The sequence below is a fragment of the Shewanella sp. SW24 genome (assembly GCF_025653395.1).
GTDB lineage: Bacteria > Pseudomonadota > Gammaproteobacteria > Enterobacterales > Shewanellaceae > Shewanella > Shewanella oncorhynchi.
In genome coordinates this window covers 45,059-61,815 of sequence record NZ_JAKKSH010000028.1, presented here as the reverse complement: position 1 = coordinate 61,815, position 16,757 = coordinate 45,059, and the positions used below count along the sequence as shown (strand labels likewise).

At 45.4% G+C, this 16,757-nt stretch carries 18 protein-coding genes; 6 read left to right on the top strand and 12 right to left on the bottom strand.

The window, feature by feature from the left end; translation table 11 throughout:
- The 4 genes from L5M17_RS18730 to dnaK all read right to left on the bottom strand — a co-directional run.
- A partial coding sequence (locus L5M17_RS18730; RefSeq protein ID WP_263148818.1) for a transposase occupies positions 1-175 on the bottom strand: 175 nt, incomplete at its 3' end.
- Positions 176-436: 261 nt separating this feature from the next.
- Complete coding sequence (locus tag L5M17_RS18725) at positions 437-1,030, bottom strand: hypothetical protein (RefSeq protein WP_113941184.1); 594 nt, start codon at positions 1,028-1,030, stop codon at positions 437-439.
- Between the two features lie 296 nt (positions 1,031-1,326).
- Positions 1,327-2,463: a molecular chaperone DnaJ gene (dnaJ, locus tag L5M17_RS18720; protein ID WP_113941183.1), complete on the bottom strand. Its 1,137-nt coding sequence runs from the start codon at positions 2,461-2,463 to the stop codon at positions 1,327-1,329.
- Positions 2,464-2,573: 110 nt separating this feature from the next.
- Positions 2,574-4,493, bottom strand: a complete 1,920-nt coding sequence (gene dnaK / locus L5M17_RS18715) for a molecular chaperone DnaK (RefSeq protein ID WP_105251655.1) — start codon at positions 4,491-4,493, stop codon at positions 2,574-2,576.
- 288 nt (positions 4,494-4,781) lie between these two features.
- Between dnaK and L5M17_RS18710 the strand changes: the two genes are divergently transcribed.
- The 3 genes from L5M17_RS18710 to L5M17_RS18700 all read left to right on the top strand — a co-directional run bounded on the left by L5M17_RS18710 (position 4,782) and on the right by L5M17_RS18700 (position 6,836).
- Positions 4,782-5,702, top strand: a complete 921-nt coding sequence (locus tag L5M17_RS18710) for a DMT family transporter (protein WP_263148816.1) — start codon at positions 4,782-4,784, stop codon at positions 5,700-5,702.
- Between the two features lie 119 nt (positions 5,703-5,821).
- A complete protein-coding gene (gene ybaK, locus L5M17_RS18705) occupies positions 5,822-6,298 on the top strand; it encodes a Cys-tRNA(Pro) deacylase (RefSeq protein WP_028759489.1) in 477 nt (158 codons plus the stop codon).
- Between the two features lie 229 nt (positions 6,299-6,527).
- The gene (locus L5M17_RS18700; protein ID WP_212599364.1) at positions 6,528-6,836 is read left to right on the top strand and encodes a hypothetical protein; all 309 of its coding nucleotides are present in this window, start codon (positions 6,528-6,530) and stop codon (positions 6,834-6,836) included.
- Between the two features lie 104 nt (positions 6,837-6,940).
- On the opposite strand, the gene L5M17_RS18695 is transcribed toward L5M17_RS18700, so the two are convergent.
- The 5 genes from L5M17_RS18695 to L5M17_RS18675 all read right to left on the bottom strand — a co-directional run bounded on the left by L5M17_RS18695 (position 6,941) and on the right by L5M17_RS18675 (position 11,773).
- Entirely contained in the window at positions 6,941-8,218 is a 1,278-nt protein-coding gene (locus L5M17_RS18695) for a glutamate-5-semialdehyde dehydrogenase (RefSeq protein WP_263148815.1), read from the bottom strand.
- 12 nt (positions 8,219-8,230) lie between these two features.
- Entirely contained in the window at positions 8,231-9,349 is a 1,119-nt protein-coding gene (gene proB, locus L5M17_RS18690; RefSeq protein WP_105251651.1) for a glutamate 5-kinase, read from the bottom strand.
- A gap of 202 nt (positions 9,350-9,551) precedes the next feature.
- Entirely contained in the window at positions 9,552-10,841 is a 1,290-nt protein-coding gene (locus tag L5M17_RS18685) for an NCS2 family permease (RefSeq protein ID WP_263148814.1), read from the bottom strand.
- A 241-nt stretch (positions 10,842-11,082) separates the two neighbouring features.
- Positions 11,083-11,421, bottom strand: coding sequence for a hypothetical protein (locus L5M17_RS18680; protein WP_028761705.1), 339 nt, complete (start codon positions 11,419-11,421; stop codon positions 11,083-11,085).
- A gap of 25 nt (positions 11,422-11,446) precedes the next feature.
- Positions 11,447-11,773, bottom strand: a complete 327-nt coding sequence (locus L5M17_RS18675; protein WP_028761704.1) for a winged helix-turn-helix domain-containing protein — start codon at positions 11,771-11,773, stop codon at positions 11,447-11,449.
- A gap of 207 nt (positions 11,774-11,980) precedes the next feature.
- On the opposite strand from L5M17_RS18675, the gene L5M17_RS18670 reads away from it, so the two are divergent.
- Entirely contained in the window at positions 11,981-12,514 is a 534-nt protein-coding gene (locus L5M17_RS18670; protein ID WP_263148813.1) for a DUF924 family protein, read from the top strand.
- 169 nt (positions 12,515-12,683) lie between these two features.
- Positions 12,684-13,541, top strand: coding sequence for a substrate-binding periplasmic protein (locus L5M17_RS18665; protein WP_263148811.1), 858 nt, complete (start codon positions 12,684-12,686; stop codon positions 13,539-13,541).
- A 15-nt stretch (positions 13,542-13,556) separates the two neighbouring features.
- On the opposite strand, the gene L5M17_RS18660 is transcribed toward L5M17_RS18665, so the two are convergent.
- The 3 genes from L5M17_RS18660 to L5M17_RS18650 all read right to left on the bottom strand — a co-directional run bounded on the left by L5M17_RS18660 (position 13,557) and on the right by L5M17_RS18650 (position 15,089).
- Positions 13,557-13,994 (bottom strand): universal stress protein, encoded by a 438-nt coding sequence (locus L5M17_RS18660; RefSeq protein ID WP_028761701.1) that lies wholly within the window; start codon positions 13,992-13,994, stop codon positions 13,557-13,559.
- Positions 13,995-14,165: 171 nt separating this feature from the next.
- Entirely contained in the window at positions 14,166-14,597 is a 432-nt protein-coding gene (locus L5M17_RS18655) for a universal stress protein (protein WP_028761700.1), read from the bottom strand.
- A 108-nt stretch (positions 14,598-14,705) separates the two neighbouring features.
- Positions 14,706-15,089, bottom strand: a complete 384-nt coding sequence (locus tag L5M17_RS18650; protein WP_028761699.1) for an STAS/SEC14 domain-containing protein — start codon at positions 15,087-15,089, stop codon at positions 14,706-14,708.
- Positions 15,090-15,315: 226 nt separating this feature from the next.
- Between L5M17_RS18650 and L5M17_RS18645 the strand changes: the two genes are divergently transcribed.
- The gene (locus L5M17_RS18645; RefSeq protein WP_263148810.1) at positions 15,316-16,740 is read left to right on the top strand and encodes a coniferyl aldehyde dehydrogenase; all 1,425 of its coding nucleotides are present in this window, start codon (positions 15,316-15,318) and stop codon (positions 16,738-16,740) included.
- The last annotated feature ends 17 nt before the right edge of the window (positions 16,741-16,757 follow it).

Below are 16,757 nucleotides of genomic sequence, written 5' to 3'. Positions count from 1 at the left end.
TTGGTGTGCCACCCTGGCGTTCTAGTTTTAACTGTCTCACCCATTTATCCATAGTGGACTTACCAACGTTCATCGCCTTTGCAGCTTCGATGATGCTATGGTTTTTATCGAGGACTAATTGGGCTGCTTCAAGTTTGAATTCAGCACTAAATGTTTTTCTGGTTGTCGATCTCATGTGTTCACCTAAAGTCATCTACGAGGTAATAATATCACCTCTATTTAGGTGGCCAAAATTAGTGTGCCACTACATACAAACCTCCTTGTTCAATGCTTAAGCAAAGCTGGAGATTAACTACCACGCAATTACTGTGGATGCCCGTCTGATCTTCTGGGCATTATCATGAAGGGAGTAGTGGCTATATTTAAATTTGGTACAAGTTTTATTATTTAGTGGACAATTAAATTAATAGGTTTGCAAGTCCGTGGTCTGCTCTTGTTAGCTGCATTGATTGTCTGCATATACATTACCAGTTTTAGGGCAGATTCTAAAAACACATAAAACATTTTCTGCATCACCATCATCGCCCCAAAGAGAAACTTCATAACCAGCTTGAGGAGGAATGACTATTATTATTTCTTCACTATTGTTAGTGAATTGGCCTTGTGGAAGTAGATTTTTGAAATCATTAAAATCCATTTTTAGGATTTGTTCGTGTGCAAATTTCACTTTTAAAAAGGAGGTTGGGTAATTTTCATAGGGCCAATCATTTTCAGCTTCTCGGGGATGGACTGATTGTATCTTGATACTTCCGTCATATCTTATTTGATATTTGATTGAACCACCATCATGCATAAACGGATAAATTAATGCTATGCTAGAAAACTGGATGTTGTCGAATAAATCTAATATATCTCTGTTTAATGTAAACAAAAGATGTAACTTCGCTGTCTCGGGAAAGTTAGATATTAATGGTAAGTTACCGCCAAAATATGACTCAGACTCTTCAGATATATTCAATGCTACGAGATTTCCCTTATAGTAAATTAAGGGTTTTCTGATTTGTCCATATTCTCCAGTTATTGAATCCATAATTACTCTCTCATTAGCAGTTACGGTGCATATTAAGTGTTACTTTTCATTATAGTAACGCTATTTACGGTCATAGTCATTTTGTTTTATAGCAACTGCTTGATTCCGAATTCAACTCCGAAGTACGACACAGGACAATTAAGCAGCTAATTGGTGAAACACCACCGCAGGCTGCTTCAACTTTAAACACTTTAATATTTGGGCATAAATCCGAATATAAAAAAGCCCTGCAAGGTTAACCATTGCAGGGCTTTTTTCTTCTAGTGCGCAGCTAACCTCTGCGACACTAGACCAAGTTAGCTATTCAGATCTTGAAAGAACTTTTTCACGCCATCGAAAAAGCCCTCAGCCTTTGGGCTGTGTTTTTTCGACTCACCAGTTAAGGTGGCTTCAAATTCGCGTAACAGTTCTTTTTGACGATCGTTTAAGTTAACTGGGGTTTCCATAACCACTTTGCAGAGCAAGTCGCCTACCGCATGGCTGCGAACCGACTTGACGCCTTTGCCACGTAAACGGAACATACGGCCCGTTTGCGTTTCGGCTGGGATCTTCAGGCTGACTTTACCATCCAGTGTTGGCACTTCAATCTCACCGCCTAGGGCCGCTTTACTGAAGGATATCGGCACTTCGCAGTAAAGGTTGTTGCCATCACGGACGAAAATCGCATGCTCACGCACGCTGACCTGAACGTATAAATCCCCTGGAGGCGCACCAAACTCACCCGCTTCGCCTTCACCCGCTAAACGAATACGGTCGCCCGTATCAACGCCGGCTGGGATCTTAACCGATAAGGTTTTGCTCTTTTCAACACGGCCATCGCCATGACACTTAGTGCAAGGATCTTTGATGATCTTACCGCGGCCATGACAGGTTGGACAAGGCTGCTGCACCGCAAAGAAACCTTGGCGCATTTGGACTTGGCCTTGACCATGACAGGTGCCACAAGTGGTTGCAGAGGTGCCTTTTTTAGCGCCGCTGCCTTCACATAGATCGCAAGTCGCCAGCGTTGGGATACGCAGTTCTTTGGTTAAGCCTTTAACGGCTTCTTCCAGTGATAACTCTAGGTTGTAACGTAAATCTGAGCCGCGGGCCGCTTGGCGTTGACCGCCACCACGACGTCCACCGCCGAAAATATCGCCAAAGACATCACCGAAAATATCACCGAAATCGCCTTGACCACCACCGTAACCACCGCCACCGCGATTAGGATCCACACCCGCATGACCAAATTGGTCGTAGGCCGCTTTTTTGTCGGCGTCGGTTAGGATCTCGTAGGCTTCTTTAATTTCTTTAAAGTTAGCTTCTGCGGTTTTGTCGCCTGGGTTGCGATCTGGGTGAAATTTCATGGCCAGACGTTTGTAGGCCTTTTTAATTTCACGTTCGCTGGTGTCACGACTGACACCTAATACTTCGTAATAATCTCGCTTTGACATAATCTCATGCTTCTCAGCTGGCGTTGAACAAACGGGCGTTAGGGTTGCCCCGTAACGCCCGCCTAGAAATTAACGCTTTGAAATCAATCTATTTGATTGAAAACAAGTCATTATTTCTTGTCGTCTTTCACTTCTTCGAATTCAGCATCGACAACGTCATCGGCAGCAGCGTTAGCCTGTTTGCCCGCGTCGGCATTGTCGCCGCCTTGAGCTTGAGACTTAGCTTGAGCGATTTCCATCAGCTTAGCAGATGCTTCGATCAAGTTTTGAGTTGCCTTTTCAATGGCTTCTTTGTCATTGCCTTTGCTGGCAGTGTCAACAGCGGCCATAGCAGCTTGGATTTTCTCTTTGTCTTCGCTTGGCAATGCATCACCCGCTTCTTCCACTTGTTTCTTAGTCGCGTGGACTAAGCCGTCAGCTTGGTTGCGTGCTTGCACTAACTCTTCAAACTTCTTGTCTTCATCTGCGTGAGCTTCGGCATCACGTACCATTTGCGCCACTTCTTCTTCGCTTAAGCCAGAAGAAGCTTTGATGGTGATGTTTTGTTTCTTGCCGGTTTTCTTGTCTGTCGCAGACACATGCAGAATACCATCGGCATCGATGTCGAACATCACTTCAATTTGTGGCTGGCCACGTGGAGCTGGCTCAATACCGTCTAAGTTGAACTGGCCTAATGACTTGTTCGCGCTCGCTTGCTTACGCTCACCTTGCAGTACGTGAATCGTCACTGCGTTTTGGTTGTCATCGGCTGTTGAGAACACTTGCTGCGCCTTAGTAGGAATAGTAGTGTTCTTTTCAATCAACTTAGTCATCACGCTGCCCATGGTTTCGATACCCAGAGACAGTGGTGTTACGTCTAACAGTAATACGTCTTTCACGTCGCCTGACAGTACGCCCGCTTGAATTGCAGCACCTACGGCTACCGCTTCGTCTGGGTTCACGTCTTTACGAGGTTCTTTGCCGAAGAAGTTTGTCACTGCTTCTTGAACCTTAGGCATACGTGTTTGACCACCCACTAGAATCACTTCGTTGATGTCTGTTACAGATAAATCTGCATCAGCCAGGGCAACTTTTAGTGGCTCTAATGTACGGATAATCAAGTCTTCAACCAGTGATTCCAATTTAGCACGAGTGATTTTAATCACTAAATGCTTAGGACCTGTTGCGTCTGCCGTGATGTATGGCAGGTTCACTTCAGTGTGGTTGGTGCTTGAAAGTTCAATTTTCGCTTTTTCTGCTGCTTCTTTCAGACGTTGCATTGCTAATGGATCTTTACGCAGATCTAAGCCTTGCTCTTTCTTGAATTCGTCAGCTAAGTAGTTGATCAAACGGTTGTCAAAGTCTTCACCACCTAAGTGGGTGTCACCGTTGGTTGCCAACACTTCAAATGTTTGGTCGCCATCGTTGCTGTCGATTTCGATGATAGAGATATCGAATGTACCACCACCTAAATCGTATACTGCAACAATGTTGTCGCCTTGTTTCTTATCGATACCGTAGGCTAATGCTGCAGCCGTTGGTTCGTTGATAATACGTTTAACATCAAGACCTGCGATACGACCCGCATCTTTAGTCGCTTGACGTTGTGAATCGTTAAAGTAAGCAGGAACAGTAATAACCGCTTCAGTTACTTCTTCACCTAAAAAGTCTTCTGCGGTTTTCTTCATCTTTTTCAAGATTTCTGCAGAAACTTGTGGTGGAGCCATCTTGTTGCCACGCGATTCAACCCATGCATCACCGTTGTCGGCTGCAATGATTTTGAATGGCATGATGTTCACGTCACGTTGGACTTCGTCATCTTTAAAGCGACGACCAATCAAACGCTTAATCGCGAAGAATGTGTTAGTCGGGTTAGTCACAGCTTGACGTTTTGCTGGCGAACCGACAATGGTTTCATCATCTGTATAAGCGATGATTGACGGGGTTGTGCGATCGCCTTCAGCGTTTTCTAACACACGTGCTTTGCCACCATCGAGGACAGCTACACAAGAGTTTGTTGTGCCTAAGTCGATACCAATAATTTTACCCATGAGGTCCTCCGAAAAATTTCATTCAATCTAAATTTGTTTAGTTGGTTTTGATATGGGGCTAGACGGTTTAAATATCAAGTCCATCGTTGGCCACCTTCTCTGCCTTGATACCTATATTGGGACAGGGAATTTAATTACAAGGGCGAACAAAAAAATTTTCTGATTTATCTTTCTCGCATCTACAGCGGGATAAAATATCCAATCACATAAAATAGTCTTGCTTATCAACCCAAGCTGTTATTCAATCTGCCCACATTTGGCGGATGTTTATCCATGTAAGGTAGCAGAGTGAAGTCTTCGAATTTAGCGTACGTGTATGGCATGGCGGCGGTCTTTCTCTGGTCTACAGTGGCCACGGCCTTTAAGATTGCCTTGAGTTACTACACACCGCTGCAACTGGTGTTTGTTGCCGTGCTCACGTCGATTATTGCCCTTGCCGGAATCCTTGCTTGGCAAAAAAATCTTTCCTTACTCAAGCAACAGTTTTTACGCCGCCCCATGTTTTATCTGGTGACTGGACTCATCAATCCCTTCCTCTACTATGTCGTGCTATTTAAAGCGTATTCCTTACTGCCAGCGCAGCAAGCGTTGTCACTTAATTACACTTGGGCGGTATTACTGCCGTTACTTGCCGCGCCTTTGTTAAAGCAACATTTGCGTAAGAGCGACATTGCTGCGGCGCTGATTGCCTACACTGGGGTATTTATCATTGCCACCGGCGGCGATATCAGCGGCTTTAGTTTTGATAGCCCACTCGGTATCGGTCTTGCTCTCACCAGCACTTTACTCTGGTGCCTATATTGGATCGTCAACACTAAAGATCAAGGCGATCCCGTGGTCAGTTTATTATTGAGTTTTCTTATCGGCTTACCTTTTGTTGCCGTCACCTTAGTGCTGACAGATACCCTGCCCAGTTTTAGTATTAAGGCGATATTTGCAGGTATGTATGTGGGCTTATTTGAGATGGGCATTACCTTCGTGCTCTGGTTAATGGCGCTGAAAACCGCCACTCGCACCGCGAACATCAGCACTATGGTGTTTTTATCCCCTGTGATGTCGATTGGTTTTATCGCGTGGATTTTGCAAGAAACGATTGCGATGGCAACCTATCTCGGCCTAGCCTTTATTTTATCGGGGATGATGTTGCAGCAACTTCTGCCCCGTTATTTAGAGCGTAAAAACAAGATAAGCACAAAGCTAGCGGAATAATCGTTGAGTAACAGCCTTAAATAATGTTAGCTCACGGCAATGAGCCAATTAAAAGAGCTGGCTAACATTTTAAGCCAAGATTAAGCGCTAATATCCCCCGTTTTGTGAAGGAGTATAAAATGACCCCGGCCGTCCGATTGGCTAAAAAAGCCAAGATCGCGTTTGATATCTTAGAGTACAGCCACGATCCACACTGCGCCGCCTACGGCGAAGAAGCCGCTAACACCTTAGGGCTCGAACCCGCACAAGTGTTTAAAACCCTTTTAGTTGCCATCGACAAAGCCCATGCGCCGATTGCCGTCGCGCTAGTGCCAGTCGATCATCAGCTTAATCTAAAAGCCGTAGCTAAATGCTTAAGACAAAAGAAACTACAAATGGCCGATGCCGACCTAGCACAAAAATCCTCAGGCTATCTGGTTGGCGGTATTAGTCCCTTAGCGCAGAAGAAACAATTGCCAACCTTGATTGATGCCAGCGCTCAAGGCTTCGACAGGATTTATGTCAGCGCGGGCAGACGCGGTTTAGAGATAAGCTTAGCGGCCACAGACTTAGCCCTGCTTTGCAAAGGCGAATTTGCCGATATCAAGACACTTTAAGCTAGATGCTTTAAGCTATCTCGACCACATTAAGCACAAGTCATTCAACGTTAAGTAAGCAATTCACTCCACTTTAAGTCGTACGCGCTCATATTGGATAAATGGTGAACAAGGCTCAAACGGCAACAAACTGGCCAGCGTACTGAGTCTAACCGTGGAAAGCGTTTGATAAAGTCGAGATATCCGTCTATAAATTGTACTGAGGTACAAATCGACTAAGGATAGTCAGATGGAAAAATCAACCCAATGGAATCCAGAAAATAGCATCAGCCCTATCAGTTGGTGCGCCATGCTACTCTGCATCGCCTTATTTATTTATGAGCATTTCTGGGGAAACAGTTTTACCACTATGGTAGTCATGCTCTATTGCAGTTTTATGCTGCCTTCGGTTTTACTCACTCGCAGAGTACAAGAAAAGTACTTTATTTATACCTTGGAATACATCAAGGCCTTTCGTAAATTTACTGTCGTTATGTCGACGATATTTTTCTGTATCTGGTTACTTGTTACTTATACCCCGCTCACCATAAGCAGCTAAACTCGTTAGCCAAACATATTGATGTCGCTATTCAGTTGGATACCGCAAACAAAAAAGCCGTCAACGCAATGCGTTAACGGCTTTGGGTTTATCAGTATTTACCGCTAAACACGACTGGTGTAATCACCCCAAGCTAACCACTTATATGTGGTTAATGCCTCAAGCCCCATTGGACCGCGGGCGTGCAGTTTTTGCGTGCTCACAGCCACTTCAGCGCCAAGACCAAACTGACCGCCATCGGTAAAACGAGTACTGGCATTCACATACACGGCGGCTGAGTTCACTTCATTCATAAAGTGCGCCGCTGCATGAATATCATCGGTCAAAATGGCTTCCGAATGGCCGCTAGAATACTGGCGAATATGGCTAACAGCGGCATCGATATCGCCCACGACTTTGATACCTAAGGTTAATGACAGCCATTCAATACCAAAATCCTCAGCCTTAGCAAGCGTCACATCGAACCCTAAACCATCCAGTAGACTAAAACTTGTGTCACAAACTGAAAAACGCACGCCTAAACGATGCAGATACTCGGCAATTTGCGGTACAAAGCTGCTCGCCACGCGCTCATCCACCAGCAAGGTATCAAGGGCATTGCACACAGTTGGACGCTGCACTTTGGCATTAGCGATTACGCCTAAGGCACGCTCAAGGTCGGCATTTTTATCGACATACAAGTGGCAAATACCAATGCCGCCTAAAATCACTGGAATCGTCGCTTGCTCGGCACATAAGCGCTGCAATGCTTGACCGCCGCGCGGCACTATCATGTCGACATATTGATCGAGCTTAAGTAAACCTGTCACTAGGGCTCTGTCTGAAGAATCAATAAATTGCACCACATCTATGGGCAAACCTTGGGCGACAATCGCGCCGCGGATCACTTCGCTGATAAGCTTATTCGATTCAAGGGTTTCTTTTCCGCCACGGAGGATCACCGCATTACCCGTTTTAAGGGCAAGTACCGCGATATCGACAGTCACATTCGGGCGCGCCTCGTAGATAACCCCAATCACGCCCAGCGGTACGCGGCGACGAGTCAGCCTTAAACCGTTATCTAATAACTTGCTGCCAAACTCTTCGCCCACGGGATCGGCAAGGCGGATCACATCGCTGATATCACCGATAATGCCCGCTAAACGCGCATCATCGAGCAACAGTCTGTCGATCATCGCCTCAGTTAATCCATCGTTCTTAGCGGCGGCAACGTCTTTAGCATTAGCCGCTAAAATGGCGGCGGAGTTTGCCGTCAGCGCATCGGCAATAGCTTCGAGTAAGTCAGCCTTTTGGCTCGCCGTTAAATTGGCTAAAGCATAACTGGCCTGTTTGGCATTTTGGCCAAGTTGCTGTAAATACTGATCTTGATTCATTTGACTCAAAACAGACCTCGCTTATAAGACAACCATGTCGTTGCGGTGCACTATTGCGTCACCATAATCGTAACCGAGTACAGACTCGATCTCGTCGGAATGCTTACCCGCAATCAAACTCAGGGCTTGGCCACAGTATCGTGTCATCCCTTTAGCAATCACTTTACCTTGTTGATCAACTAATTGTAGCGTCGCACCACGTTCAAACTGACCTTTAACGCCTACGATACCTTTAGACAATAGACTGCGGCCCTTGTCAGTCACGGCTTTGACCGCGCCCGCATCAAGCACTAAAGAACCTTGAGTTGCAGGTCCCGCTAGAATCCACTGTTTGCGGCTTTCGAGCGGATTTTCGATGGCACTAAAGTGAGTACCGACGGACTCTTTGGCGACCACTTTTTTGATCACATCTGGGTGATGGCCTGAGGCGATAACCACTTCGATGCCAGCACGGCGAGCAATATCCGCCGCTTCCAATTTAGTCGACATACCACCTGTGCCTAAACCCGATACAGAACCGCCCGCCAGCATACGCAGGCTGTCATCAATCTTCACCACCTGTGAAATCAACTTAGCGTTCGGGTTAGTGCGTGGATCCGCATCGAATAAGCCCTTTTGATCCGTCAGTAAAATCAATAAGTCAGCATCGCATAAGAGTGCTGCGCGCGCCGATAAATTGTCGTTATCGCCCACTTTGATCTCATTGGTGGCAACGGCATCGTTTTCATTGATGATCGGCACAATATTATTCGCTAACAAGGCATTGAGCGTGTCACGAGCATTAAGGTAGCGTTCTCTATCCTGCAGATCGGCACGGGTCAGCAGCAATTGGCCCACATGCAGCCCATAAATACTAAAGAGTTGTGCCCAAGCGAGGATCAACTGACTTTGCCCGACAGCGGCTAACAATTGCTTATTGGCCATAGTGTCGGGCAGCGTCGGGTATTGGAGATGTTCGCGCCCAGCGGCAATTGCCCCTGAGGTGCATAATACGACTTCGACCCCTGACTTCATCAGTGCGGCCATTTGACGAGCAAGCTCAACCATGTGGGCTTTATCTAGCTGTTTACTGCCAGAGGTCAGCACACTCGTCCCTAACTTCACTACCACGCGGCGATACGCAATCTCACTTAAGTTCATTATTCATTTGTAACAAAATAACCGAACAATCCTTATACCTAATCCGCTGAGTAATTGGTAGCAAGGAGTTATTAACTCGAGATAAATTTTCGTTTTTGCTTAGAATCGCGCATTAAAAAGGGCCATCGATTAGATGGCCCTCAAAAAATGTAAACAATCTACGCTGCGAGTTTTTACTGTGCAGGTGAATTAATCGACAGCATCAACCATAGACAAACTTAGCTACAAACAATGCGGCTAATACTAAAATGCCCACATTAAGATCGCTAAAGCGACCTGTGAGTAATTTGATTGCTGCATATGAGATGATCCCAAAGGCAATGCCCGTCGCGATAGAAAACGTCAGCGGCATTAAAATACACACAACCACCACAGGCGCGGCTTCAGTCAAATCTTCCCATTCGACATGCACCAGCCCCGACATCATCAAAATCGCTACATAAAACAGTGTGCCCGCAGTCGCATAAGCCGGGATCATCCCCGCCAATGGCGATAAAAATAACGCAGCAATGAAGAGTAATCCCACCACAACGGCCGTTAAACCAGTACGACCACCTGCGCTCACACCCGCGGTGCTTTCGATATAACTTGTCGTGGTGGAAGTGCCAAAAGCCGCCCCCGCAATCGTTGCTAAACTGTCAGCGGTCAAGGCACGATTCAGACGTGGTAAACGGCCTTTATCATCGAGAAAACCACCGCGCTGTGCAACCGCCACTAAGGTGCCAGAGGTATCGAAGAGATCCACAAATAAGAAGGCAAAAACGACTGATAGCATAGTTACTTCAAATACTTGGGATAAATCCATCTTCATAAATGTAGGTGCGATTGAAGGTGGCATTGATACAATGCCCTGATACTGCACATCACCAAACACTAATCCTAGGCCAGTGATAATCAGAATACTGGCAATCACCGCCGACTTCATTCCCCGCTGCACCATAGCAATAATGAGGAAAAAGCCCAGCACAGCCATAACCGCCGGAAATGCCGTGATATCGCCAAGTGTCACTAGCGTAGCAGGACTTGCCACCACAATACCGGCGCTCTTAAGGCCAATCAGTGCAAGGAACAAACCAATACCTGCAGCAATACCGATACGTAACGACATGGGAATACTATTTACAATCCATTCTCGAATACGCACTAAGGACAAGATTAAAAAGCAAATTCCCGACAGGAACACTGCGCCTAACGCAGTCTCCCAGCTGTAACCCATTTCACCCACGACTGTGTAGGTAAAAAAGGCATTAAGTCCCATACCTGGAGCAAGCGCAATGGGATAATTCGCCATCAGACCCATAACCAAACAGCCGACAGCCGCAGCCAAACAGGTCGCCACAAATACAGCACCATGGTCCATGCCCGCATCGGCTAACATCATTGGGTTCACAAAAATGATGTAGGCCATAGTCATAAATGTTGTCAAACCTGCGACCGCTTCCTGCTTGATGCTCGTTTGATTTTGTTTCAGTTTGAACAGTTTTTCTAACATGGAACAAGGTTCCTTTTTATTTTAAGTATGTAGGGTATTTAGATGTAAACACTATGTAACGTGATGACATTTGCAGCCGATTATAGGGAGTTTAGGCTGGTCAGGCCAGAAAATTGGCAAAGGAGTAACGAAGAGAAAATGCTCAAATATCTATGCAAACGAATGCAATATCCTCGGGTGAGACTCGCGTTGAAGGTTAAGCCTAAAAAATGAACACATTATGAACAAGATGATTCACTCGTTAGCGACCAATGCTGATTTGTAGCCATAAACAGCCTACATAAAGAGTAACAAGAATATATACAGCAGAAATAACTAAATTCAATTTCCACAGACTCAACCAAAAACTCCCTTTAAAATATGTACGTAGCCTTACTTCTGATTTGCATAATGTTAAAGAAGAAGGTACCAACATTAACGCAGAACAGCCAAAGGCTGGTAATACCATAAAAATCATGCCTAAACCCGCAGCCCCAGCAGAAGCTTCAGATGTTTGACCGTCAATAGATGCTAGCGTTATATATCCCAAAATGACGCCTGCGATGGCAAGAATAAAACCTAACAGTTGAAGAGTTCTCAAATTCGTCCTTGGTAACAAACAGCGTTTAAATTGACTTCTCGTAAAACCCTATCAGCTCAGCGATTTCGCTTAGATGGGTATCGACCCAAGCGCTGCTGATCGGCCCCCAGGTGACTATGCGGTAATAACCTGAATTGTTACGGCTGCCTTCCTGCACAAACTCGACTCGAATACCTATATCCTCAAAAGCTGCGATAGCATCCTGTAAAGTTCGGCGAGGCATTCCGGTTAACTTATTGAGTGATAAAAGATTATGGCGGTCATCATCCATTAAATGCGCCAAATATAACTTACGCAGAAACGCTTTATTTTGCTTTGAAACCTGTTGGGATGCTGGCATTGAAAGTGACATAGGATGACCTGTCTGGAAACAAAAGTAATTATCATCAAAACTACTTTATATTCAGTCAATAAGGCAATAGCCAATGCTAAATACTTACGGTTCGCGACAAGATCATCAGATAACAAATCTGCACTTAAATCAAACGAAACGACTTGTCATCCTCCCCCAACAACTGTTATTTCTAATATCACTCAACACCTATGAAGAAAGGCTAAAATGAGCCAGACAATCACAGCAGACCAAATACTGACATTTTGGTTTGAAGACATTGACCCAAAGCTCTGGTGGATTAAAGATGTTGAATTTGATACCCAGATAAAACAGCGCTTCGAAGGTGTACTACTTCAAGCTAAACGGGGAGAACTTTCACATTGGCGAATCACGCCTCAAGGTCGATTGGCTGAGATAATAGTGCTCGATCAATTTTCCCGTAATATTTACCGCGATACGCCTGCCGCATTCGAAGCCGATGCGATAGCCTTAGTGCTCGCCCAAGAAGCCGTTGCCCAACGGGTCGATACCGCACTAAAATCCAAACAAGTCCCTTTTCTATTTATGCCCTATATGCACAGCGAATCGGCAACCATTCACCAAGTAGCAGTAAAACTGTTTAATCGCGAAGCTGCGATAACAAACCTAACGTTTGAACTGCGCCATAAAGCGATTATCGACAGGTTTGGCCGCTATCCACATAGAAATATTATCTTAGGCAGGGAGTCTACGGCGGAAGAAATTGCTTTTCTGACTTAACCGGGCTCATCCTTTTGAGCCTGTAATAGGTTAAAGCGTTAATGTGTATTTGATAAATAAAGCCGTGCTGAGTTCACAGACACACTACACTTACTCAAGAAAGTCATGGAATGACTTGGCGAGTATCAAACACAGTTGCAAGTGTATACCGCGGAGGTGTTGGTAACTTATGGCGCATAAACTAAATAAGCCAAATAGCTCAGTGGCTCGTCGTAACCGCTATAAATTGATGGGGTTACTCATCCTATGCGGCGCTCAGCTCGGCCAAGCGGCTGAAATTAAGATAGGCGTCAGCCTGTCTATCCCGCCCTATGTCATCCAAGCAACCAATAGCGGGATCGAACTCGAATTACTTAACCAAGCCCTCGCCGTTAAAGGCCATACTGCTTCTATCCACTACTTACCACTGGCGCGCACTTTCCATGAACTCAGGGAGGGTAAACTCGATGGCATCATCAACATCAAAGAAGGAATGATTAACAACATTTTTTATTCCAACGTTGCGATAACCTACCAAAACTGCGCCATTAGCCTCGAGAGTAATCAATTTAACATCAATAGCATAGAAGACTTAAACAACAAACAAGTCGTCGCCTTTCAACGTGCATCATCGTTACTGGGGGAAGAGTTTGCCAACATGGTTAAGACCAATAGCGGCTACCAAGAACAAGCGAGGCAAGTGCAGCAGGTTTATATGCTGATGAAGCGCAGAGCCGATGTCGTTGTGATGGATAAAAATATTTTCAAATACTACTTAAAGCAGGCCTATCTTGAGGGCAAACTCACTGAGAAAGACTTAAAACAACAGGCGATTTGCCACCAAATATTCCCACCTACAGAATACAAGTTCGCGTTTCTCAGTGAACAAATTCGGGATGATTTTAATGCGGGACTCAAACAAATTACCCAAGATGGTAGCTTAGTGGCTCTGCAGGAAAAGTATCGACGCCTGATGTCATTTGACAATGAAGCCGAGGCGTCGACTAAGTTAACAGAACCTAAAATGATCAAAAATGATTCCTACTAAACTTATCCCATAGTGTTATTTCACCACCAACACAGGGCACTTAGCGTACTTAACAATATCCTGTGTAACGTGGGGTTTTAAAAAGTCAGCTAAACCGCTGCTCCCATGACTAGCGATAACCACCATGCCCACATCAACGGCTTCCGCTAAAATCTCATCAATAGCATCACCATGGCGCACGACTAACTTAATATTGAGCCCTTCGGTAAGGTTCTGCTGCATTTCCTGCTGCAAACTTTGCATTTTTGCATCAACGAAAGCTTTGAGTTCATTTTCCAATGTAGCGGGAATATCGACCGCAATACCATAACAATGGGCGCCACGGGCAGGGCTAGTCACATGCAACAACCGAATATCGACTTGATAAACATTTGCCATTTCAACCGCATATTTTAACGCATGGGCCGCAGTGGATGAAAAATCCGTAGGGCATAACACTTCTTGAGTACGCATAAGCTTATCCATCATTTGAGTTTTTAATTAAGCTAATTATTAAGGCCAAAATACCACTATTTTATAGCAGTTTGCTATGCTTCTTGCGTACCCATTTCAATTAATTATTCTTTATCAATCAAAAAGAAAGGACGCTATAAGCGCCCTTTGGATTTATAGAGTCAAAGCCAGTTACTTAACCACAAGCACAGGACAAGCTGCACCATTCGCCACCGCTTCTGAGACATTGGTGTGTAAAAAATGCGAAATCCCAGTTCGGCCATGGCTAGCAATTACTACCATGCCAATGTCTTTACTGTTGGCCTCTTCTAAAATTTGATAGACAGGATCGCCACGGCGGATCAAGGTAGTGATGGGAAGCTCAGTATTCAATCCATCCAATAGTGCTCGCATTTTAGTTGCCGCCGCTTCCTCCATGCTTTTAGCAAGTTCTTCAGGGGTAATAGATAGAATCATAAAGTTTTCATCACCGATCGGCTGTTCAACCACATGTAAAATTTTTAGCCCTACATGGTATAGATTAGCCATTTCAATGGCATAGCTCAGTGCATGGGCCGCAGTTTCCGAAAAATCTGTGGGCCAGAGTATTTGACCTGTACGCATAATTTGTACTCCTTCTATGGCGCGAATGGATTGTTGGGTGAATCTTTACGGTGCTGCTATAACGCCCGATTTAGCGCATTGGCAGACCACAAACTTCATCTCACAACCTTAGTCTCTCAGCCAAGCAACAGCATCGCCATTATCAACAAAAAACCTTACCTCAGCAGGCGTAAACCAGTTTGCCAATTTAGCCAACACTTCCTGCAAAGTCGTCTTACCGACGATGGCTATTTTCTCGAAATGACGAATATGCTTCACCCCAAGTTTGAGATCGTCCCAAGCGGCCTGTAGTTCCAAGCCTTCCAACTCGGTGACATCTACCAAGGCGAAGATATCAGGATCTTTCACCCCAGCTAATGCAGACTCCAACACAGGCACCATCATTTCGTAGTCTTGATGAGTTAAGGTACCGATAGCTTTAAAGGTAACGAAAAAATCATCATCACCATAACGCTCAATACCAATCGAAATTCCGTGCTTTAACAATGCCATACATACTCCTTATGTAACAACCCTTGATTTAGTGTAAAAGCTAACGCCACAACAAGCCGTGATCTTGCTCAAAAATACACCAGATACCTTGCGCCATCTCACTAAGCAAGCTAGGATAAACCGACTAATCAGTCGGTATTGATTTAATAAAAGACTCAATCGAGACGATTACTTAAATAAAGTACCGAATAAGACTCAGCCTACCATTTCCCTTGGAGCAACCACTATGAATATGGCCACCGAACACCTTAATACTTCGCCACTGACTCAGTTGCTCCAACGCCAACGCAGCAGTTATTTAGCGGCGCCGAATCCTAATTACGCTACGCGAGTGGAGCAATTAACTCGACTGAAGGCGGCCATACTGCAATTTCAAACACCCTTAGTCGAAGCCTTAAGCCAAGACTACGGCCATAGATCGATTGATGACAGCCTGATCTCAGACATTATGCCTGTCATCAACAACATCAATTACAGCTTGAAAAACCTCAAAAAATGGCTCAAGCCCAGCGCTCGCCATGCGGGCATCTTACTCGCACCCGCCAAAATCACAGTGCATTATCAACCTTTGGGGGTGATCGGTATTATCGTGCCGTGGAATTTCCCCGTCATGCTGTCAATTGGCCCGCTAGTGACTGCCATTGCCGCGGGTAATCATGCCATGCTCAAAATGTCTGAATTTACCCCAGCGACCAACCAAGTGCTCAAACAGTTATTGGCACAAGTCTTCGATGAATCCCACGTGGCGGTTGTTGAAGGTGAGGCGGATATTGCTGCCCAATTTTCTGCCCTGCCCTTCGATCATTTACTCTTTACAGGCTCGACCACAGTCGGCCGCCATGTGATGCGCGCCGCAGCGAATAACCTCACCCCAGTAACACTCGAATTGGGTGGTAAATCGCCTGTGATTATCGCCCCCGATATGCAGCTTGAGATAGCAGTAGAACGAATGATTTACGGTAAGTGTTTGAATGCCGGACAAATCTGCGTAGCCCCTGATTATGTGCTTTGCCCTAAAACCAAGGTGGATGACTTTATCGCCGCCTACCAAGCTAAGTTTAAGGCCATGTACGGCACCATTAACCACAATAAGGACTATGGCAGCATCATTAATACACGTCAGTTTGACCGCTTGATGACAGTGCTCGAAGACGCCAAAGCAAAAGGTGCCCGTGTTATTTCAGCAACTGACGAAGCCATAGATAGCCAACATCGTAAACTCGCAACTCAGTTGATAACTCACACCAGTGAATACATGCTATTGATGCAAGAGGAAATCTTTGGTCCATTACTGCCGATCATTGGCTACGACTCCTTAGATGAAGCGATTCAGTACATCAACCACAGAGCCAGACCCTTAGCGCTATATGTGATGAGTTTCGATGAGCCAACTCAGCAAAAGATCCTCCAGCAGACCCATTCTGGCGGTGTTTGTATCAATGAAACCGTGTTTCATGTCGCCGCCGACGATGCGCCCTTTGGCGGAATAGGCCCGTCGGGCATGGGGCATTACCATGGCAAGGAAGGCTTTTTGACCTTCAGCCACGCTAAAACGGTACTCAGCCGTGGCCGATTCAACACAGGCAAATTTGTTCACCCGCCCTACGGCACTTTTATCCAGCGCATCTTAATGAAGCTATTTTTGCGCTAGTCATTGGGGGATAAATC